17 protein-coding genes are annotated in these 19651 nt (G+C 70.0%); 11 read left to right on the forward strand and 6 right to left on the reverse strand.

Annotated elements, in window-relative coordinates; translation table 11 throughout:
- Positions 1–6: 6 nt before the first annotated feature.
- Positions 7–420 (reverse strand): hypothetical protein, encoded by a 414-nt coding sequence (locus BLU77_RS05375; protein ID WP_089772021.1) that lies wholly within the window; start codon positions 418–420, stop codon positions 7–9.
- Between the two features lie 168 nt (positions 421–588).
- On the opposite strand from BLU77_RS05375, the gene BLU77_RS05380 reads away from it, so the two are divergent.
- Positions 589–1542, forward strand: coding sequence for a 5'-3' exonuclease (locus BLU77_RS05380; protein WP_089772997.1), 954 nt, complete (start codon positions 589–591; stop codon positions 1540–1542).
- A 1-nt stretch (position 1543) separates the two neighbouring features.
- On the opposite strand, the gene BLU77_RS05385 is transcribed toward BLU77_RS05380, so the two are convergent.
- On the reverse strand, positions 1544–2326 hold the full coding sequence (locus BLU77_RS05385) for a DeoR/GlpR family DNA-binding transcription regulator (protein WP_089772022.1): 783 nt from the start codon (positions 2324–2326) through the stop codon (positions 1544–1546).
- 80 nt (positions 2327–2406) lie between these two features.
- Here BLU77_RS05385 and BLU77_RS05390 point away from each other — a divergent pair, with 80 nt between their 5' ends.
- The 6 genes from BLU77_RS05390 to BLU77_RS05415 all read left to right on the forward strand — a co-directional run bounded on the left by BLU77_RS05390 (position 2407) and on the right by BLU77_RS05415 (position 11897).
- Complete coding sequence (locus BLU77_RS05390) at positions 2407–3315, forward strand: SIS domain-containing protein (protein ID WP_217632362.1); 909 nt, start codon at positions 2407–2409, stop codon at positions 3313–3315.
- On the forward strand, positions 3315–4334 hold the full coding sequence (locus BLU77_RS05395; RefSeq protein ID WP_089772023.1) for an ROK family protein: 1020 nt from the start codon (positions 3315–3317) through the stop codon (positions 4332–4334). Before BLU77_RS05390 ends, BLU77_RS05395 begins: the two co-directional genes overlap by 1 nt.
- Positions 4264–5202 (forward strand): 1-phosphofructokinase family hexose kinase, encoded by a 939-nt coding sequence (locus tag BLU77_RS05400; protein WP_089772024.1) that lies wholly within the window; start codon positions 4264–4266, stop codon positions 5200–5202. Before BLU77_RS05395 ends, BLU77_RS05400 begins: the two co-directional genes overlap by 71 nt.
- Positions 5189–6025: a class II fructose-bisphosphate aldolase gene (locus BLU77_RS05405; RefSeq protein ID WP_089772025.1), complete on the forward strand. Its 837-nt coding sequence runs from the start codon at positions 5189–5191 to the stop codon at positions 6023–6025. The genes BLU77_RS05400 and BLU77_RS05405 overlap by 14 nt, the downstream gene beginning before the upstream one ends.
- Before the next feature lie 133 nt (positions 6026–6158).
- Positions 6159–9689, forward strand: coding sequence for a methionine synthase (gene metH / locus BLU77_RS05410; RefSeq protein WP_089772026.1), 3531 nt, complete (start codon positions 6159–6161; stop codon positions 9687–9689).
- A gap of 345 nt (positions 9690–10034) precedes the next feature.
- On the forward strand, positions 10035–11897 hold the full coding sequence (locus BLU77_RS05415; RefSeq protein ID WP_139177607.1) for an HNH endonuclease signature motif containing protein: 1863 nt from the start codon (positions 10035–10037) through the stop codon (positions 11895–11897).
- Between the two features lie 57 nt (positions 11898–11954).
- Here the strand turns inward: BLU77_RS05415 and BLU77_RS05420 are convergent, their stop codons facing one another.
- Complete coding sequence (locus BLU77_RS05420; protein ID WP_175476942.1) at positions 11955–12968, reverse strand: LacI family DNA-binding transcriptional regulator; 1014 nt, start codon at positions 12966–12968, stop codon at positions 11955–11957.
- Positions 12969–13137: 169 nt separating this feature from the next.
- On the opposite strand from BLU77_RS05420, the gene BLU77_RS05425 reads away from it, so the two are divergent.
- From BLU77_RS05425 to BLU77_RS05435, 3 genes are read left to right on the forward strand one after another with little or no spacing between them, the layout of a single operon-like run.
- Positions 13138–14352 (forward strand): Nramp family divalent metal transporter, encoded by a 1215-nt coding sequence (locus BLU77_RS05425; RefSeq protein ID WP_089772029.1) that lies wholly within the window; start codon positions 13138–13140, stop codon positions 14350–14352.
- Positions 14349–15392, forward strand: coding sequence for an NAD-dependent epimerase/dehydratase family protein (locus BLU77_RS05430; protein ID WP_217632363.1), 1044 nt, complete (start codon positions 14349–14351; stop codon positions 15390–15392). Before BLU77_RS05425 ends, BLU77_RS05430 begins: the two co-directional genes overlap by 4 nt.
- Positions 15392–16465, forward strand: coding sequence for a dihydrodipicolinate synthase family protein (locus BLU77_RS05435; protein WP_089772030.1), 1074 nt, complete (start codon positions 15392–15394; stop codon positions 16463–16465). Before BLU77_RS05430 ends, BLU77_RS05435 begins: the two co-directional genes overlap by 1 nt.
- A 15-nt stretch (positions 16466–16480) precedes the next feature.
- Here the strand turns inward: BLU77_RS05435 and BLU77_RS05440 are convergent, their stop codons facing one another.
- Genes BLU77_RS05440 through BLU77_RS05450 form a run of 3 tightly spaced genes read right to left on the reverse strand, consistent with a single transcriptional unit; the run spans position 16481 to position 18552 of the window.
- A complete protein-coding gene (locus BLU77_RS05440; RefSeq protein ID WP_089772031.1) occupies positions 16481–17452 on the reverse strand; it encodes a hypothetical protein in 972 nt (323 codons plus the stop codon).
- Positions 17453–17467: 15 nt separating this feature from the next.
- Positions 17468–18025, reverse strand: a complete 558-nt coding sequence (locus BLU77_RS05445; protein WP_089772032.1) for a YbaK/EbsC family protein — start codon at positions 18023–18025, stop codon at positions 17468–17470.
- Positions 18025–18552 (reverse strand): YbhB/YbcL family Raf kinase inhibitor-like protein, encoded by a 528-nt coding sequence (locus BLU77_RS05450; protein ID WP_089772033.1) that lies wholly within the window; start codon positions 18550–18552, stop codon positions 18025–18027. Before BLU77_RS05450 ends, BLU77_RS05445 begins: the two co-directional genes overlap by 1 nt.
- A 170-nt stretch (positions 18553–18722) precedes the next feature.
- Between BLU77_RS05450 and BLU77_RS05455 the strand changes: the two genes are divergently transcribed.
- The gene (locus BLU77_RS05455; protein WP_089772034.1) at positions 18723–19649 is read left to right on the forward strand and encodes a hypothetical protein; all 927 of its coding nucleotides are present in this window, start codon (positions 18723–18725) and stop codon (positions 19647–19649) included.
- The last annotated feature ends 2 nt before the right edge of the window (positions 19650–19651 follow it).

A 19651-nucleotide genomic window follows, 5' to 3' on the forward strand; every position in this document is an offset into this window, starting at 1 on the left:
GCCGGTTCAGAGACCGAGAACCGCGTCGCCGACGAGCTCGACGTCCACGTCCACATCGGCGTCGGCCTCGACGCTCAGGTCGTTGAGCTCGGCCTCGACCGCTGCATCGACCTCGGCCTCCAGGGTCGCCTCGAGGCTCGCCTCGAGCGTGTCGTCGAGCAGTGCCGCATCGCCCTCGACGTCCACGTCCACGTCTACCGTCACCGTGTCGTCGGTGACGCTGACGTCCGTGGTGACGTCTCCAGCAAGGTCGGCGTCGAGGTCGCCGAGCGAGCTCTCGACAGCGGCCTCCACCGCAGTGGTGACCTCGGCCTCGACGTCGACGTCGGCCGATGCGGCCGTGGCGGATCCCAGGGCCAGGGCAAGACCGAGGGCGGGGGTCGCGATCGCTGCGGTCGTTCGTCGCTGTGTCACGCGCATGGGGCATCCTTTCGTGTTCCAGCCGGCAACTCTTACCGACTGATGTGCGACGACGCGACACTCTCGGAGGGTGGAGGTCGGTCGCCCACGGTCCGTGACGGTAGTAATGCGTCGCCGCCCCCGCCACTCGAGAAGCGGGGTGTCTCACGGATGAGGCAGGCTGTGCTCATGACCTCCTCTCGGCCGTCCCTGCTGCTGCTCGACACCGCCTCGCTGTACTTCCGCGCCTTCTTCGGGGTGCCCGACTCGATCACCGCACCGGACGGCACACCCGTGAACGCCGTGCGCGGGCTGCTCGACTTCCTCACCCGCCTGATCGGCCAGTACCAGCCGACGCACGTGGCCTGTTGCTGGGACAACGACTGGCGGCCGCAGTGGCGGGTGGACCTGCTGCCCAGCTACAAGGGGCACCGCGTGGTCGAGGAGGTGCCCGCAGGATCGGACGTGGAGGAGGTCCCGGACCCGCTCGCGGTCCAGGTGCCGGTGATCGCCGAGACCCTCGCGGCGCTCGGGATCGCCGTTGTCGGTGCCGACGGGTACGAGGCCGACGACGTGATCGGCACCCTGGCCACCGGTGCACCGATGCCGGTGAACGTCGTGACCGGCGATCGCGACCTGTTCCAGTTGGTCGACGATCAAGCCCCTGGTGGGCCGGTCCGGGTGCTGTACACCGCGCGCGGGGTGGGCCGGCATGAAGTACTCACGGACGCCGTCGTGCAGGAGAAGTACGGGGTACCGGCGGCTCGCTACGCCGACTTCGCCACGCTGCGCGGGGATACCTCCGACGGCCTGCCGGGCGTGAAGGGGGTCGGGGACAAGACGGCGGCGTCGCTGCTGGCCAGCTATGGCGACCTCGCCGGGGTGCGAGCCGCCGCGGCCGATCCGGGCACGCCGCTCGCCGCCGGGATGCGCGCGAAGATCACTGCTGCTGCGGACTACCTGGACGTTGCCCCGCAGGTGGTCGCGGTGGTGCGTGATATCGAGCTCGGTGAGCTGGACCTGCGCCTGCCCGGCACTGCTGCCGATCGCCCCGCACCGGCCGACTCGCAGGAGCTCGCGCGACTGGTCGAGCGGTGGGGGATCGGGAACTCGGTCGAGCGGCTGCTCGAGGTGCTCCGCTGAGTCACACGCAGGTGACCGTCAGCCCGGCGGCCTCCAGGTCCCGCACGACGCCGGGGTCGGCACCGTCGTCGGTGATCACCGTCCCGATGCGATCGATGGTGACGATCCGCGCGAACGCTCGCCGGCCGAGCTTGGTGGAGTCGGCGACGACGACCACGCGTCCGGACCGCTGGGCCAGTGCGGTCGCGACCGAGGCCTCGCCCTCGTCGTGCGCGCATGCGCCCTCAGCCACGGTCAGCCCGTTGATCCCCAGGAAGAGGGTGTCCACCGACACCTGCCCGAGCAGCAGGTCGGCGAGCGGACCGGTCAGCTCGTAGCTCATCGCGCGCACCACGCCACCGGTCATCACCACCCGTAGATGAGTGCGCACGGCCAGCTCGGCGGCGATATTGACGGCGTTCGTCACCACGGTCACCGGGGCTCGGCCGGTCTCACGGAGCCCGGGATGGACGGCCAGCTCGCGGGCCACCTCCGTGGTCGTGGTGCCACCGTTCATCCCGACCACCTCCCCGGGATGAACCAGAGATGCCGCGGCCTGGGCGATCCGCGCCTTCTCGGCGCTCTGCCGGGCCGTCTTGTAGCGCAGGGGGAGATCAGCGGAGGACGGCGGCACGCTCGCTCCGCCGCGCGTACGCACCACGAGCTGCTGCGCCGAGAGGGAATCCAGGTCCCGGCGTACGGTGGCAGGGGAGACGCCGAGCTCGGTGACGACGTCCTCGACCTGCACGTGCTCGCGAGCGACCACCATCTCGAGCAGGGCGGCCAGGCGATCGTGGCGATTCATCGGATCTCCCAAAGTGATGTTTTATGAGCGAATCATGGCTATTATGCTCACAAACACGCACTCCATGAAGGGTTTCACACGTGTCGGATGCAGCAATCTCAGCCTCGGGCCAGTCACAGACAGCCATCGAGGTGGCCTCCCAGCCAGACGTGTGGGAGTGGGCTCTCGCCGAGCACGACGGCGCAACCGGTCTCCCCGCCGCCGGGGAGCGGGTGGCCGTGGTGGGCTGCGGCACCTCCTGGTTCATGGCGCAGTCCTATGCCGCGCAGCGCGAGAGCGCCGGGCACGGTGTGACGGACGCCTTCACCGCCTCCGAGTTCCCGGCCGAGCGTTCCTACGACCGGCTGGTCGCGATCTCCCGCTCCGGCACCACCACCGAGATCGTGCACCTGCTGCAGCGCACGGACACCCCCAGCGTGCTGCTCACGGCCGTCGGGGAAGGCCCCGCGGCCGCCCACGCCGACCATGAGATCGTGCTCGACCGGGCCGACGAAACCTCCGTGGTGCAGACCCGGTTCGCCACCACCGCCCTGGTGGTGCTCCGGGCCAGCCTCGGGGAAGACCTGACGGCGGCCGTCGCCGATGCCCGCACCGCCCTGACCCAACCGATCGAGGACGCGTGGGTGTCAGCGGACCAGCTCAGCTTCCTCGGTACCGGCTGGACCATCGGACTCGCGCACGAGGCAGCCCTGAAGCTGCGCGAGTCCTCCCAGTCCTGGACCGAGTCCTACCCCGCGATGGAGTACCGGCACGGTCCCATCTCGATCGCCCAGCCGGGACGTGTGGTGTGGGTCTTCGGTACGGCCCCCGACGGTCTCGCCGGTGACGTTCAGGAGACCGGCGCCACCCTCGCCGTCAGCGAACTCGACCCGCTGGCGCACCTGGTGCTGCTGCACCGGGTAGCCGTGGCCCGGTCGGAGGCGCGCGGCCTCAACCCGGACACCCCCCGCCACCTCTCCCGCGCCGTGATCCTGGACACCAGCGACTGATGCCGGCCAGCGACCAGACCACCCGCGACCCAGGGACGGCCACGGCCCTGGGCGTGGACGTCGGCGGCACCACCATCAAGGTGGGCCGCGTCCGGGCAGACGGCACGCTGACCGACACGCGGACCGTCCCTACGCCGCGAGACCCGCACCACCTCGCCGATGCGATCGCCGCCGAGGTGGAGCGCAGCCCGGCACCGACAGTCGGCGTGGTCACCCCGGGGATCACCGACGAGCAGAGCGGGATCATCTCCTTCGCCGCCAACCTCGGCTGGCGGGACGTGCCGATGCGGGAGATCCTCGAGCAGCGCCTGGGCAGGCCCGTCTCGCTGGGCCACGACGTGCGCGCCGGTGCACTCGCCGAGTCGCTCTGGGGCGCGGGTTCGACCGACATGCTCTTCGTCCCGCTCGGCACCGGGATCGCCTCCGCCCTCGTGCTCGACGGTGCGGTGCGCGGCACCGGCTGGGCCGGGGAGATCGGGCAGGTGCTCGTGCCCGACCCCGACGAGCAGCTCCCACCGTCGGGCCCCACGCGGCCCAGTCGCCCCGTTCGCCGGGCGTTCGAACAGATCTCCTCTGCCTCCGCGATCGCCGACCGGTACGCCCGGCGCACCGGGAGCACCGATGTCTCGGGCGGCTCCGCTCACGTCCTGGAACGGGCGGCCGGCTCGGAGCACCACCCCGCCGACCCGATCGCGGTCGAGGTGGTGCGCACCGCCGTCGAGACGCTCGCCGACGTGCTCGCCCAGGCCGCCGGACTGCTCGGCCCGGTCCCCATCGTGCTCGGCGGCGGACTGGCGCACGCCGGAGAGGATCTCCTTGGGCCGTTGCAGGCCGGGCTGGAGGAGCGGCTCCCCGCCGAACTGCGCCCGTCGGTCCGGGGGCAGCGCTCGGCTCCTGGGCCGGTTGCCTCGGCGCCGGCGGGATCGCGCTCGACCTGGGGAGCAGCCGATGATCCGTACTGTCACACCGAACCCCGCCGTGGACGTCACCTACGCGGTGCCGCACCTGAACCACGGTGAGGTGCACCGTGTGCAGCAGGTGACTGATTCGGCCGGCGGCAAGGGCGTGAACGTGGCTCGGGTGCTCGCCGGCCTGGGGCGCGAGGTGAGCTGTTCCGGCTTCCTCGCCGGGGTGATGGGCGAACACCTGCAGGACCTGCTCGACGCCGATCAGGTGGAGCAGGCATGGACTCTGGTGGCGGGGGAGACTCGGCGCACCGTGACCATCGTCGACGACGACGGGGTCCAGGGTGCCACGCTCTTCAACGAACCCGGACCCACCGTGACCGCCCGGGACTGGGACCGGCTGACCCGCGCAGTGCTCGCGGGTCTGGACGGGGCCGGTGTACTGGTGATCTCGGGTTCTACCCCGCCGGGCACCAGCGATGGTGACCTTCCCGCACTGGTGCGGGCCGCCGTCGGGCGGGGCATCCCGGTGATCGTGGACACCTCCGGGCCGGCACTGCTGGCGGTGGCCGCAGAGGAGCCGGTCGTGCTCAAGCCGAACGTCGACGAGGTTCGCGAGGCGACCGGCATCGACGACCCGATCGCTGCCGCCCGTGACCTGATCGACCGTGGTGCGGGCGCCGTGCTGGTCTCCTGCGGCAGCCAGGGTGTGCTGCTGGTGACCGCTGACGGAGCGTGGCGGGCCCGCCCGCCCGAGGTGATCACCGGGAATGCCACTGGTGCCGGGGACGCTGCCGTGGCAGCCCTCGCGATGGCAGTGGCCGACGGCGCACGTGGCGCCGACCTGGCCGCCCACCTGCCCGCGGTGGTCGCCCTCTCCGCCGCCGCCGTGCTGATGCCCACCGCAGGAGCGGCCGACCACGACGCCTACGACCGCATGCGCCCCACGATCCAGACGGAGACCATCGATGCCCCTCGCTGACTTGACCGCCGTGGCGGGTCCACTGCGCACCGACCGAACGGGACTCGGCGCATTCAATGTGGTGCACCTCGAGCACGGCGGGGCGTTCGTGGCGGCCGCCGAACGTGCCGGCCGGCCGGTGGTGCTGCAGGTGAGCCAGAACGCCGTGAAGTTCCACGGCGCCCTGGCACCCCTCGGGACGGCGGTGCTCGCCCTGGCCCGGGCGGCGTCGGTGGACGTGGTGGTGCACCTGGATCACGCCGACGACGTCACTCTCGTCCGCGAGGCGATCGACCTGGGTTTCACGTCGGTGATGTACGACGGGTCGAAGCTGCCGGCCGACGAGAACCTGGCGACCACGGCGGAGGTGGTGCGCCTCGCCCACGACCGCGGTGTGTCCGTGGAGGCCGAGCTCGGGGAGATCGGTGGCAAGAACGGGGTGCACGACCCGTCCACCCGCACCGACCCTGCCGAGGCGGCTCAGTTCGTGGCCGAGACAGGGGTGGACCTGCTGGCCGTGGCGGTGGGCTCCTCGCATGCGATGACCTCCCGCGGTGCCGTGCTGGACACCGACCTGATCGCCGAGATCGCGGCGGCTGTGGACGTGCCGTTGGTGCTGCACGGGTCCTCCGGGGTGAGCGACGAGGGAATGCGGGCGGCGATCGAGGCGGGGATGACGAAGATCAACGTCTCGACCCACCTGAACAAGATCTTCACCGGCGAGGTGCGCGAGGCGCTCGCGGAGAACCCGGACCTGGTGGACTCCCGGAAGTGGTTCCGGCCAGGGCTGGAGGCGATCAGCGCCGAGGTGGAGCGGTTGCTGCGGTGGTACGCGGGCGGCTGAGCATCGTCGCTTGCGGTGTGATTCCGATGTACCTGATAGGTCGGAATCACACCGGAGCGTGCATCAGCGCCGGTGAGATCCCGCATCCCAGACGTGGAGCCGACCTCGGGGCATCGATCCCTACACTTTTCCCATGCGCCCACCTCGTTCCGCCGCCCTGCTCGAGACCATGCGCACCCGGGTGGTGGTCGCCGACGGCGGGATGGGCACGATGATCCAGGACGCCGGGCTCACCCTGGAGGACTTCCAGAACCTCGAGGGCTGCAACGAGATCCTCAATGTCACCCGCCCCGAGGTGGTCGAGTCCCTGCACGATCAGTACTTCGCCGTCGGCGTGGACTGCGTGGAGACCAACACCTTCGGCGCGAACGCCTCCAACCTCGGCGACTACGACATCATCGAGCGCATCGGTGAGCTCGCCGAGGCCGGCGCCGTGATCGCCCGGCGCAGCGCCGAGAAGCACGCCACGCCCGACCACTCGCGCTGGGTGCTCGGCTCGATGGGCCCGGGCACCAAGTTGCCCAGCCTCGGGCACGTCACCTACGCCTCGCTGAAGGACTCCTTCGCGCAGCAGGCCGCGGGCCTGATCCGTGGCGGCGCGGACGCACTACTCGTCGAGACCAGCCAGGATCTGCTGCAGACCAAGGCCGCCGTGAACGCGTGCAAGCAGGCCCAGGTCGAGACCGGCCTCGAGGTGCCGATCTTCGCCCAGGTCACCGTGGAGACCACCGGCACCATGCTGATGGGCTCCGAGATCGGGGCCGCTCTCACCACGCTCGCCGCCCTGGGCATCGACGCCATCGGCCTGAACTGCGCCACCGGGCCCGCCGAGATGAGCGAGCACCTGCGGCACCTGTCCAAGCACTCCCCGGTCCCGGTCACCTGCATGCCGAACGCCGGATTGCCGGTGCTGGGCAAGCACGGCGCCGAGTACCCGCTCACCCCGGAAGAGCTCGCCGCCGCGCACGACCAGTTCACCGCCGAGTTCGGCCTCTCCCTCGTCGGTGGGTGCTGCGGCACCACACCGGAGCACCTACGGGCGGTCGTGGAGCGCGTCCGGGGGAGGGCCGTCGTCGACCGCCACCCCGAGCCCACGCACGGCGTGGCGAGCCTGTACGCGCACACCGACTTCGACCAGGACGCGGCATTCCTCGCCATCGGCGAGCGCACCAACGCCAACGGCTCCAAGGCGTTCCGGGAGGCGATGCTCGCGGAGAACTGGGACGAGTGCGTGCAGATCGCCCGGGCGCAGACCCGCGACGGTGCACACCTGCTGGATGTGTGCGTGGACTATGTGGGGCGCGACGGGGTGGCCGACGTGCGCAGCGTGGTCTCCCGCCTGGCCAGCGCCTCCACGCTGCCGCTGGTGATCGACTCCACCGAGCCGGCCGTCATCGGCGCCGGACTGGAGCTGGTCGGCGGGCGCGCCGTGGTGAACTCGGTGAACTTCGAGGACGGGGACGGCCCGGACTCCCGGTACGCGAAGATCATGCCGCACGTGCTCGAGCACGGTGCCGCCGTGGTGGCGCTGACCATCGACGAGGAGGGGCAGGCCCGCACCGCCGAGCACAAGGTGGCGATCGCCTCCCGCCTCATCGACGACCTCACCGGTACCTGGGGGATGGCGGTGCAGGACATCATCGTCGATACCCTCACCTTCCCGATCGCCACCGGGCAGGAGGAGACGCGCCGGGATGCGATCGAGACGATCGAGGCGATTCGTGAGCTCAAGCGCCGCTACCCGGCCGTGCACACCACCCTCGGCGTCTCGAACATCTCCTTCGGTCTCAACCCGGCCGCCCGGGTGGTGCTGAACTCGGTGTTCCTGCACGCCGCCGTCGAGGCCGGGCTCGACTCGGCGATCGTGCACGCCGCGAAGATCCTGCCGCTCGCGCAGATCCCCGAGGAGCAGCGCCAGGCCGCCGAGGACCTGGTCTGGGACCGGCGCGCCTACGACGGCGACCAGATGACCCACGACCCGCTCGCGCACCTGCTCGAGGTGTTCTCCGGGGTGGACTCGGCCGCGCTGAAGGACGCTCGCGCGGCCGAGCTGGCGGCCCTGCCATTGGACGAACGCTTGGCTCGCCGCATTATCGACGGTGAGATGAAGGGGTTGCACGACGATCTCGACGCAGCGCTGGAGCAGGGCTGGAAGGCGCTCGACATCGTCAACGACCAGTTGCTTGCCGGGATGAAGGTGGTCGGCGAACGGTTCGGCGCCGGGGAGATGCAGCTGCCGTTCGTGCTGCAGTCCGCTGAGACGATGAAGACCGCCGTGGCTCACCTCGAGCCGCACATGGAGAAGGTCGAGGCAGGCGAGGGCAAGGGCACCATTGTGCTCGGCACCGTCCGTGGGGACGTGCACGACATCGGCAAGAACCTCGTCGACATCATCCTCACCAACAACGGCTTCACGGTCGTCAACATCGGCATCAAGCAGCCGGTGTCGGCCTTCATCGAGGCCGCCGAGGAGCACAAGGCCAATGTGATCGGCATGAGCGGGCTGCTGGTGAAGTCCACCGTGGTGATGAAGGAGAACCTGGAGGAGCTCAACTCTCGTGGGCTCGCCGAGAAGTATCCGGTGCTCCTTGGTGGTGCGGCGCTGACCCGCGTGTACGTCGAGGACGACCTGGACGACGTCTACGACGGCGAGGTGCGCTACGCCCGGGACGCTTTCGAAGGGCTGCGCCTGATGGAGCCTTTGGTGCGGGTGGCACGGGGAGAGGCACCGGACGCCGTCGGGCTGCCGGAGCTGAAGAAGCGCCGGCATGCGAAGGTGACGGTGGACGAAACCCCGGCCGAGGATCTGCCGGAGCGCTCGGACGTGGCGACCGATAACAGGGTGCCGGAGCCGCCGTTCTGGGGAACACGGATCGTCAAGGGCATCGCGCTCGCGGAGTATTCAGCGTTCCTGGACGAGCGCGCGACCTTCATGGGGCAGTGGGGCCTCAAGCCCGGCCGCGGGGAGGGCGGTTCCTCGTATGAGGAGCTGGTCGAGACCGAGGGGCGTCCGCGGCTGCGTGAGTGGATGGCGAGGATCGCCTCCGAGGACATGCTCACCCCGTCGGTGGTGTACGGCTACTTCCCGGTGGTCGCCGAGGGCGATGATGTGGTGCTGCTGCACCACGAGGGGCCCGACGGCGGAAGTGGCGGTGAGCCGGGGACCGAACGGATGCGTTTCACCTTCCCCAGGCAACGACGCGACCGGCACCTGTGCTTGGCCGACTTCGTGCGCTCGCGTGAATCGGGCGAGACTGATGTGCTCGGGGTGCAGTTGGTGACTGTGGGGTCCGGGGTGGCCACGCACACCGCGCGCCTGTTCGAGGCGAACGCCTACCGGGAGTACCTGGAGCTGCACGGGTTGTCGGTGCAGCTCACCGAGGCGCTCGCGGAGTACTGGCACGCGCGGGTGCGCGGCGAGCTCGGGTTCGCCGGGGAGGACCCGGCCGATCTGGAGGGCATGTTCAAGGTGGACTACCGGGGCGCGCGGTACTCCTTCGGCTACCCGGCCTGTCCCGACCTGGAGGACCGCGCCAAGATCATCGAGCTGCTCCGTCCGGAGCGGATCGGGGTGACGCTGAGCGAGGAGCTGCAGCTGCACCCGGAGCAGTCCACCGATGCGGTGGTCTTCCACCATCCGGAGGCGAAGTACTTCTCGGTGTAGGGACTGGGCCCTCGAGGCTGACGTACGCAGATGTCGGCTACGTCCACCGCATCCTGACCCACGCCCTGCGCAAGCCCTAGGAAGGGCCAGCGCCCGTGCTCTGAACGCACCGGTCGGCACCCCGGCAAGCCGTTCGAGACGACCACGGGGCGCGACCTGTCGAGCGGTCTGGTGACGAGCCGCCGGGACGCCGGTTGCGTTCGGCACGGATGTTCGATGTCAGTGGGTGCCGATGGGATGGTTCTATGCCGGCCAGCGACACCTGCAGTTGTTGCTCTGACGAGGAGAGTCTCAGGGTTGTCGACGGGCTGAGGCTCAGTGTCGGTGGTCGGTGGTGTACTGCAGATGAGCGACGAGGACGAGACCGCGAGGAGGTGGTCGTCGATGGGTGAGGAGGCTTCGGTGCCTGCTGGGGCACCGATCGGTGCCCGCTTCCAGGCTGCCCGGCGTGCGGACCGGGCGAACCCTGCCTGGTCGTTCGAGACGGGGTGGTCACAGGCTGCGGCGGTGGTGGCGGAGGCCGCAGCGGATGCTGAACTGCTTGCTCTCCTGGAGGAGGAGTGTGACGGCCGGACCACGCCGGACGAGGGGCTCCTGGTGGAGCTGGTCGCAGCCACGGACCGGTTGCAGAACCACCTAGCGGGTGTGCAGGCCACTTTCGTGGAGGAATTGCTGGAGCGTCGGCGCGGGTCGATGGGGGTATCCCGCACCAGGGATGAGCTGGCGTTGCGGTTGGCGACCACGGGGTATGCGGCCGAGACCGTGGTGGCGCGTGCGGGGGCGTTGGCCGGTGCGCCGGATGTGGCTGAGGCGGTTCGGCGGGGTTGCCTGTCCCCCCGGAAGGCGGACCTGATCACGGAGGCCACGGACGAGCTGGGGTTGGCGCAGGCGCGTGCGGTGCAGCAGCATGCGGTGGTCTTTGGTGCCGATCACACGGTGCCGCAGTTGCGGCGTGAGCTGGAGGCAGCGGTGCTGGCGGTGGACCCGGCCGAAGCCGAGCGCGCTCGGGAGAAGGCGGTGGCTCGGCGGCGGGTGGTGCGTGAGCCTGCTCGGCATGGGATGGAGTGGGTGAGTGCGTTGTTGCCGGCGGAGGCTGCGGCGTGCGTGTACACGGCTGTTGATGGGTTGGCCGCTGATGGTGCGGCTGATGACGAGCGGACGGTAGATCAGCGTCGGGCGGATGCGTTCACGGGGGTGTTCGAGGAGATCCTGGCAACTGGTGCGACGGTGGGTGGGGTCGTGGTGCCCGATCGGCAGGGGCGTCGTCCAGTGGTGCGGGTCTCGGTGACCGAGCCGGTGCTGGCTGGTGATGAGCAGTCTCCGGCGGTGCTGCATGGGTATGGGCCGATCACGGCGGCGACGGCGCGGCGCCTGGCGGCTGGGGGAGTACTTGAGCAGTCGCGGTATGGCGGGACCGGTCCACCGGGCGCTGGTGGGACTGGCCCGCCGGGTGGTGCGGCTCGTCGTGGGTTGTTTGATCCGATGAATGAGGTGCTGCCGCCCGCGCGGGCACCGGGTGTGCCTGATGGGACGGATCCGGAACGCTTAGTGAACTGGGTGCATGCGCGCCTGGAGTGGGTGCGTCGACGCACCGGTGGTGGGGGTGCTCGCCACAGCAACACTGACACTGCCGACACTACTGACACTGCTGCTGCTGGTGCTGGGGATCCGTTGACTGTGATGGTCGGCGAGCTGGGGTTGGTGGCGTGTGATTCCTATGCGCCTTCGCGTCGGTTGCGGGATTTGGTGACCGGGCGGGATCAGACGTGCAGGTTTCCGGGGTGCATGGTGCCGGCGTGGCGGTGCCAGCTTGATCACATCGTGCCTTTTGATCCGCAGGTGCCAGCGTGGGCGCAGACGGTGGAGACGAATCTGCAGTGTTTGTGTGCCCATCACCATCAGGGCAAGACGGAGCGGGTCTTCAGTGTCGAGCGGGACTCCCGTAGCGGGATCACGACGTGGCGGACCAGGACCGGGCATGTGTATACCCGGTTGCCCGAGCGGGTGGACCTGAGTGCCCTGACGGTGCAGCTGCGCCGGGACGCGGCTGCGATCTGGACGGGTGAGGATGTTGATGATGTGTTCTGGTGGGACGATCCACCCGAGGACATGACACCCCCGCCGGTGCACCTGCTCGACGAACGCGACATCCTCCCCGGTGGTGACGTGCTCGAGGAGATCACGAACCAGCGCGGCAACGCCGCCTAGCCCCTGGCCCCTGGCCCTCGGCGGGCTGCTCTCGGTTTCCGTTCTCGGTGTTCAGCTCTAGGTCTCGGTCGCCGTTCGTGGCACCGTCGTCCCGCGCACCACCAGCTCGGCGCCCAGCTCGCGGACCACGGGCTCGTCGGGCGCGGGGGACAGGGCGACCTCGAGCGCCATCGCCCCCATGGTGCGCAGCGGGAGACGGACCGAGGTGAGGTCGAAGTCACGGGAGACGGCGATGTCGTTGAATCCGGCCACGGCGACCTCCTCGGGAACACGCCGGCCATGATCGCGCAGCCACGACACCGCTCCGATGGCCATCTGATCGGCCGTGCCGACCAGAGCAGTGATCTCCGGGTGGGCCTCAAGCAGCTCGCCAGCCCCCTGATACCCCTCGTCGCGCGTCGGACCCCCGTGCCGCAGGTGTAGACGTCCACCGGCGCCTTCGACAGGTGCGCGAAGCCCGTCCAGTCGCTCGACGGTGGAACTCACCTCCGCCACACCCACCAGCACACCGATATCACGGTGGCCGAGGTCGACTAGGTGCCGACCTAGTTGGCGCGCCCCACCGACGTTGTCGACGAGCACCCGGTCGACATCGATGAGCGGATGACCGATCGCGACCACGCGCCCGCCACTGCCTTCGAATGAGCGGACGCGCGCCGTCATCCCTTCCGCGTAGCGCGCGTCCAGCAGACCCGAGCCGGCGATGACCACGATCCCGGTGCGGTGCGCCTGCAGCAGCCGGAAGTAGTCCAGCTCGCGGTCCACGTCGCGATCGGTGTTGCAGATGGTGACGAGTAGGTGTCGTTCCGTGGCGACGTCCTGAACCCCGTTCACAATCTCGGAGAAGTACGGGTCGTCCACGGTGCCGACGAGCACGCCGACCGTTCCGGGGTTGCCGGAGAGCAGCCCCTGCGCCTGTGCGTTCGGGACGTAGTCCAGCTCGTCCGCGGCTGCCAGCACCTTGACGCGCAAGTGCTCGGCCACGGGGTAGTCACTGCCGGAGAGCACCCGAGAAGCGGTTGGGACCGAGACCCCGGCATGGCGCGCGACATCACGCAGGTTCACGGCCATGGGACGAGAGTAGAGCACCGCAGGGCGTGCTGCGGGGCGTGGGACGGTACCCGCTCGACGTGACGTCATTCGCACGGGCCCGCTGTGACGTCCCGGCACAAGCCGGCCTTGACGCCGTCGCCGTCTTCCCTTTACCGTCCTTCTCAAACCCCTAAGAAAAGGCTTTCTCATGACGAGCTCCGCACCGACGACGTCGCGTGGGCGCTTCACTGCCCGCCTTGGCCCGGCCTTCATCACCGCCGCCCTCATGTTCGGTCCGGGCAGCATCGCCACCACGAGCTCCCTCGGCGCGCAGTTCGCCTACGACCTCGTCTGGGTGCCGGTCGTGGCCACGGTCCTGATGCTGTGCTTCGTGGATCTCTGTGTCCGGATCGGGCTCAGTACCGACGTCGGGCCTGTGGAGACGATCCGGCGGCGCTTCGGGCGTGTCGTCGCGATCCTCGTGGGGCTCGGGGCGTTCGCCGTGACGGCCAGCTTTCAGGGCAGCAACTCCGTGGGCACCGGGGCCGCCATGTCGGTGCTCTTCGACGGCAGCACCACGCTGTTTGCGGCCCTGTTCACCCTGCTCGCGGTGGGCTTCCTGTGGCTCCCGGCCTTCTACCGCCGTCTCGAGCGCGTGATGGTGGTGATCATCCTCGCGATGCTGACGATCTTCCTGGTCACCCTGGTGGTCTCGCAGCCTGATCTCGGCGGGGTGCTGCGCGGCCTGGTCCCGGGGATCCCGAGCGGCGCCTCCGCCCTCGTGGTGGGTGCCGTCGCCACCACGTTCTCCGTGGTCGGGGCGCTGTACCAGATCCAGCTCGTCCGGGAGAAGGGGTGGACGGTCGCCGACTACCGCACCGCGCGACGGGACGCGATCACCGGCATCCTCATCCTGGGCGGGCTCTCCTTCGCCATCATGATCGCCGCCGCGGCGGTGCTGCACCCGCAGGGCGTCACGGTCTCGTCCCCGGCAGACATGGCCTCCATCCTCGAACCGGCCATCGGCGGCTGGGCCGCCGCGCTCTTCGCCCTCGGCCTGTGGGCAGCGGCGTTCTCCTCGCTGATCGGCAACTCCACCATCGGCGGCAGCATGCTCGCCGGCGCGCTCGGGATCGAGCAAGGTGGGCTGAGCTCACGCGCGGTCAAGATGTGCATCACCGTGGTGATCGTGCTCGGTGGGATCGTGGCAGTCACCTTCGGCGGGCTCCCGCTGCCGCTCATCGTGACCGCGCAAGCGGTGACCATCTTCGTGGTCCCGTTGATCGGGTTCGTCCTGGTCCGGCTCAGTCGCGCCCCCGAGCGCGGCGAGCTGCGGCTGCCGATCCCGCAACTCGTGCTCGCCATCGCCGGTGTCGTCTTCCTCGTCCTGCTCGCCGTCACCTACATCAGGAACCTGCTGTGACCGACACGCTGCCGATCGATACCCCTACCGACGAGCGCACCCTCGAGGACCTGCTCTCCCGGCCCACCGAGGGAGTCGGTGCCGCGCTCACCGCACTCGGCGGCGACATCGTCATCCTCGGAGCCGGGGGAAAGATCGGGCCGAGCATGGCAATGATGGCCCGCCGCGCTCTGGACGCCGCGGGGTCCGACGCCCAGGTGATCGCCGTCTCCCGATTCTCCGACCCGGCCGGCGCGGATCTGCTGCGGGATGCAGGGGTCGTGGTGCACCGCGCCGATCTCGCCGCCCCGGAGTCTTACGCCGACCTTCCCGACGCGGCCGGGGTGTTCTTCCTCGCCGCGATGAAGTTCGGGACCACGAACGCCGAGCACCAGACCTGGTGGTCCAACGCGGCTATCCCGGTGCTCACCGCGAACCGCTACCGCGGTGTGCCGACGATGGTCTACTCCACCGGAAACGTCTACCACCTCACCCCGCTCGCCGGCGGCGGCTCGATCGAGACCGATACCCCGGCCCCGGTGGGGGAGTACGCCCAGTCGGCCCTCGCCCGGGAACGACTCTTCACCAACGCCGCCCACACCTGGGACACCCCGGTGACCATCTACCGGCTCAACTACGCCTGTGAACTGCGCTACGGCGTGATCGCCGACATCGCCGCCACCATGGCGGGCGGCGATGCCGTGGACGTCACCATGCCCGCGGTGAACGTGGCCTGGCAGGGCGACATCAACGCCTGGGCGCTGCGCTCCATCGGAGTGGCGGGCGTGCCGCCGCACATCCTCAACGCAACCGGCCCGGAGACCGTCTCGGTGCGCCGCCTGGCCGAGCTGCTGGGCGAGGAGATGGGGATCGAGCCTCGCTTCACCGGCACCGAGTCCGCCGATGCACTGCTCAGCGACGCCGGCCCGTGTCATGAGCTGTTCGGTTACCCGTCGGTGCCACTGCGCCGGCTGGTCCGGTGGGTGGGCCGATGGGTCGCCGACGGCGGACGGCAGCTCGGCAAGGCCACCAAGTTCACTCAGCGGGAGGGAAAGTTCTGATGATCGACCTGACCGCACGCCTGGCGGCCGGCGTTGCCATCCCGGCCCACCCGTTGGCGCTCACCACCGAGGGCGCGATCGACGAGCGCGCCCAACGCGCCCTCACCCGGTATTACCTCGACGCCGGCGTGGACGGCCTCGCCGTCGGCGTGCACACCACCCAGTTCGAGTTGCACGAGGACCGCGCGGCGCTCACGGATGTGTGGCGCCTCGCTGCCGAGACTGCCGCTGCCGAGACTGCCGCTGCCGGGATGCCCGGTGGCGGGGGTGCCGGAGTTGCGCAGGCCACCGCACCGGTGCTCGTGGCCGGGATCGTCGGGGACACCCCCCAGGCGGTCGCCGAGGCGGAGCTGGCCGCCGAGCTCGGCTATCAGGCGGCCCTGCTGTGCCCGTGGGGGATGGCCGATCGCAGCGAGGATGCCTTGCTCGACCGCGCCCGCGCGGTCGGTGAGGTGCTGCCCACCATCGGCTTCTACCTGCAGGAGAGCGTCGGCGGGCAACGCCTGAGCCGGGACTACTGGCGGCGTCTGTTCGACCTGGAGTCCGTGGTGGCCGTCAAGACGGCCCCGTTCGACCGGTATCGGACGAACGACGTGGCCCAGGTGCTGCTCGCGCACGACCGGTGGGACGCCGTCGTGCTCCTCACCGGCAACGACGACTCCATCGTGCACGACCTCCTCACTCCCACGCGCGGGCACGGTCGTGAGCTGCGGGTGCGCGGCGGGCTGCTCGGGCAGTGGGCCGTGGGCGCGCGGGCTGCGGTGGACCTGATCACCCAGGTGCGGGCGGCCGTGGACGCCGGGACGGTGCCGATGGACCTGCTCGCGCAGGCGAACGCGCTCGTGCAGATCAATGCCGCCGTGTTCGACGTCGAGCACGACTTCGCCGGCTGTGTGGCCGGGGTGAACGAGGTGCTCCGCCAGCAAGGAGTGCTCGCCTCGGCGCGCTGCCTGTCCGACCGGGAGCGACTCTCATCCGGTCAGGCTGACCTCATCGCGCAGGTGCGGCAGGACTACCCGCAGCTGCTCGACGAGGAGTTCGTGGCCGCCCGTCGCGAGGAGTGGCTGGGCTGACAACGCCGCCTAGGCCTATGCCGGGATCGCCTCGATCCCGAATACTCGCTCACGGCCCTGCCGGAACGGCTCCACCAGCTCGAGATTCTCGTAGGACGGGCCGCCCGGGATCTCGGACTCGCTCGCCCAGTAGGAGGCCCGGGCATTCACGAGCCCCTCGATCAGGGGGTCGGGGTCGGCGGCGCGCCAGTACTGCACCGCCTTCATCCCCACGAAGTGCCAGTTCGGGCGGACGTCCTCGGCGTAGGAGGTGCTCGCGGGGTCGGCTTCGTCCGGGCAGGCGGCGAACAGCACCTCGCCGTTATCGGTACGGGCCAGGTCGTCCAGCCCGAACCGGGCGTGCGGGGCGAAGTGGTGCCTCGAGGAGTCCTCGCCAGGGAAGTCGGGCCACAACTCACTGGGCGTGACGATCCGGTCGGTCAGGCGCAGGAGCCGCAACCGTGCGTAGTTGCCCATCGTGGCCGTGGTGATCACCGTCTCGAGCGGCACCGAGGAGTCCCGGACGAAGGTCGCGATCGCGACCTCCTGGGGGCGATCGGCACGGAAGGTGAGGCGCAGGTACACGTCGGCCCCGTTGTCGAACGGCTCCACCTGGACGTACACGCGCTGGTGCGGGACGCCGTCGACGGACTCGATGATGCCTCGGGCGGGCTCGGCAGGATCGCGCGGGGTGGGATCATCCGGACTGTCGGTGGACCAGAAACGTTTGCCCGGGGCATCGTCCAGCGTGGAGTGCTCAAGCTCGGAGAAGCCGCGCGAGGTCTGCCCGGTGGGGATCGGTTCCACAGCGATGAAGTTCATCATCCGCTCGCGCGGCTGGCCCAGGTATGGGGTGAAGATCCGCAGCAAACCCCGGGGCCCGGGGAGCGGGTGCAGACCGACCTGCAGGCCATCGGCATGCCCCCAGCGCGGTTCGGCCGGCCATGTGCGGGTAGGTGTGAGGAAAGGACCGGAGACCTCGGGCGGGGTGGCAGCGTCGTTGCTCATCCCGGATGAGCCTAGCTACGCCGCGATCTCGGTCGCCAGCCCGGCCACGATCTCCGCACCGGGAAGCTCGGCCAGCACCTCACCCGGCAGCAGGATTTTCGAACCGCGGATACCGCTGCCGATGATCGCCGGGCCGGCGCTGGTGCGTGTGTCCAGCAATACCCGGTAGCCGGCGGGCAGCCCGATCGGGGTGATCCCGCCGTACTCCATCTGCGAGTCGGCCACCGCTCGATCCATCGGCAGGAAGGAGGCCTTACGCACATCGAGAAGTTTCTTGACGGCGGAGTTCACGTCCGCACGGGTGGTCGCCCGCACCACCGCGGCCGCGATCCGCTCCTCACCGGTGCGCTTGCCGGCCACCAGCACACAGTTCGCCGAGGCCTCCAGTGGCAAGTCATAGGTGGCCGTCATGTCGGCCGTGTCGGCCTGGTCCGGATCGATCTCGGCCACGAGCACCTGCCTGACGGCGTCCGGTGCGGCCTGCGCCCAGCTCGCCAATGCTTCGGTGACCGGAGCGGCGAGCAGATCCGGACGGTCCAGGGCGGGGACCCAGTCGAGGGTGCCGTACCGCATCAACGTTGGTAGGTGGGGGTCAGTACACCGCGGGCGAGGGTGTGGAACAGGGCGAGGAAACTCGCCTTGGTGGCACTGTCCTCGGGGGTGAGGTCGAGGGTGGGTACGTCCAGGGCGTGCACGGCGAAGACGTACCGGTGCGCCCGGTCTCCGGGAGGGGGTGCGGCGCCTTCGTAGCCGAACTCGCCACCGTCGGTGCGTAGGTGGAATGCGGCACCGGGCAGGGCGATGTCGCTCTCGCCGGCGCCCGCGTCGAGCGTGGTCACGGAGGAATCCAGGTCGGTGATGACCCAGTGCCAGTAACCGGCGGGGGTCGGGGCGTCCGGGTCGAAACAGGTCACCAGCAGACCTTGGGTTCCCTCCGGCGGATCCGTCCAGGTCAGCGCGGGGGAGACATTCTCCCCGTCGGCGGCGTGCCGGGCGGCCATTGCTGCGCCGTCGGTGATGTCCGGGCTGCTCAGGGCAAACGCGGGAACCGCGGGCAGCATTTCGTAGGGGTGCGGGGCCAGGGGACGTTCCAGGTCCATGACAACTCCTTGCGGCGTGACGGCGGACTTCCTCTCCTAACCTACGACGACTCGGCCGCGGTTCGCGCTGTAGGGGCCACTTGACAACGGGTGTGTCTCGTCGTTCACTGTTCGAACCGATGTTCGATGTCGGTGGTCGCTCCTACCGTGCAGGCAAGAGAGGAGGGACGATGAACGTCAGGACGAACAAGGCCCCCGCGCTGGATGTGGCAGGCAAGCTGGACGCTGCGCGGCGGGTGCTTGCCGTGGCCGAGGCCGGGGTGGGAGTGCGCACCCGGTTGGGTCGATCGGCAGGCGCGCCAGCAGGACCTGACTCCGTGGATCCCTCCTCGGTGAGTGAGTCTCCAGCGGGCCCGTGGAGCGAGCCGGCCGATGCTGGCGGCGAGATCGACCCGGAGCGGGCGTTCGGTGTTCCCGGCGTGCTGGCCCCGTTGTTCCCAGCAGGGCTGCGCCGAGGGAGCGCCGTCCAGGTGGTCGGTGGCACCTCGGTGCTGCTCTCGTTGGCTGCTTCAGCCGTGGCACGCGGGGCGTGGTGCGCGGTGGTGGACCTGCCTGATCTCGGTCTCGCCGCGGCCGCCGAGCTGGGGGTCCCACTGGAACGGACCGTCGTGGTGCCCCGGAGCGGTCCGGACGCCGCCGCCGTGCTTGGCGCCGTGGTGGATGGTGTGGACGTGGTGGTGCTCGGTCAGGGGGCGGCGCTCGCCGATCGGGAGCGCCGCACGATTGCCTCACGGGTCCGGGTGCGTGAGGCCGTTCTGCTGACCAGTGCGCCGTGGCCGGGTGCTGATGTGCTTCTCGAGGTGGTGCCCCGGGCGTGGCACGGGATCGGCCAGGGCAGCGGAGTGCTGCAGGCCGGGGAGCTGGCGATCACCGCCCACCACCGGCGCGTCGGCCGGTCCGTCACCGTGCACGCGATGCTCGGGGCACGTGGGTGGGAGCCGGCGAGAGAGGTGGCGGTGACCGGATCGGCCCCACGGCGTGCCTCAACCGCCGACCTGCAGTGGCGTGCCACGGAACCGGTCCTGGCGGTCACAGGTGGTCCGCCGGACCGCGTGCGTGACGGCGTCATGCATGACGACTTGGTACGAGCGGGGTGAGT

The organism is Ruania alba (genome assembly GCF_900105765.1).
Lineage (GTDB): Bacteria > Actinomycetota > Actinomycetes > Actinomycetales > Beutenbergiaceae > Ruania > Ruania alba.

Excerpts from the sequence above, each read along its gene's own strand:
- BLU77_RS05375 (WP_089772021.1), bottom strand. The coding sequence starts at position 420 with ATGCGCGTGACACAGCGACGAACGACCGCAGCGATCGCGACCCCCGCC.
- BLU77_RS05380 (WP_089772997.1), top strand. The coding sequence starts at position 589 with ATGACCTCCTCTCGGCCGTCCCTGCTGCTGCTCGACACCGCCTCGCTG.
- BLU77_RS05415 (WP_139177607.1), top strand. The coding sequence starts at position 10,035 with ATGAGCGACGAGGACGAGACCGCGAGGAGGTGGTCGTCGATGGGTGAG.
- BLU77_RS05420 (WP_175476942.1), bottom strand. The coding sequence starts at position 12,968 with ATGGCCGTGAACCTGCGTGATGTCGCGCGCCATGCCGGGGTCTCGGTC.
- BLU77_RS05405 (WP_089772025.1), top strand. The coding sequence starts at position 5,189 with ATGCCCCTCGCTGACTTGACCGCCGTGGCGGGTCCACTGCGCACCGAC.
- BLU77_RS05400 (WP_089772024.1), top strand. The coding sequence starts at position 4,264 with ATGATCCGTACTGTCACACCGAACCCCGCCGTGGACGTCACCTACGCG.
- BLU77_RS05425 (WP_089772029.1), top strand. The coding sequence starts at position 13,138 with ATGACGAGCTCCGCACCGACGACGTCGCGTGGGCGCTTCACTGCCCGC.
- BLU77_RS05445 (WP_089772032.1), bottom strand. The coding sequence starts at position 18,025 with ATGCGGTACGGCACCCTCGACTGGGTCCCCGCCCTGGACCGTCCGGAT.
- BLU77_RS05435 (WP_089772030.1), top strand. The coding sequence starts at position 15,392 with ATGATCGACCTGACCGCACGCCTGGCGGCCGGCGTTGCCATCCCGGCC.
- metH (WP_089772026.1), top strand. The coding sequence starts at position 6,159 with ATGCGCCCACCTCGTTCCGCCGCCCTGCTCGAGACCATGCGCACCCGG.
- BLU77_RS05450 (WP_089772033.1), bottom strand. The coding sequence starts at position 18,552 with ATGGACCTGGAACGTCCCCTGGCCCCGCACCCCTACGAAATGCTGCCC.
- BLU77_RS05385 (WP_089772022.1), bottom strand. The coding sequence starts at position 2,326 with ATGAATCGCCACGATCGCCTGGCCGCCCTGCTCGAGATGGTGGTCGCT.
- BLU77_RS05395 (WP_089772023.1), top strand. The coding sequence starts at position 3,315 with ATGCCGGCCAGCGACCAGACCACCCGCGACCCAGGGACGGCCACGGCC.
- BLU77_RS05440 (WP_089772031.1), bottom strand. The coding sequence starts at position 17,452 with ATGAGCAACGACGCTGCCACCCCGCCCGAGGTCTCCGGTCCTTTCCTC.
- BLU77_RS05455 (WP_089772034.1), top strand. The coding sequence starts at position 18,723 with ATGAACGTCAGGACGAACAAGGCCCCCGCGCTGGATGTGGCAGGCAAG.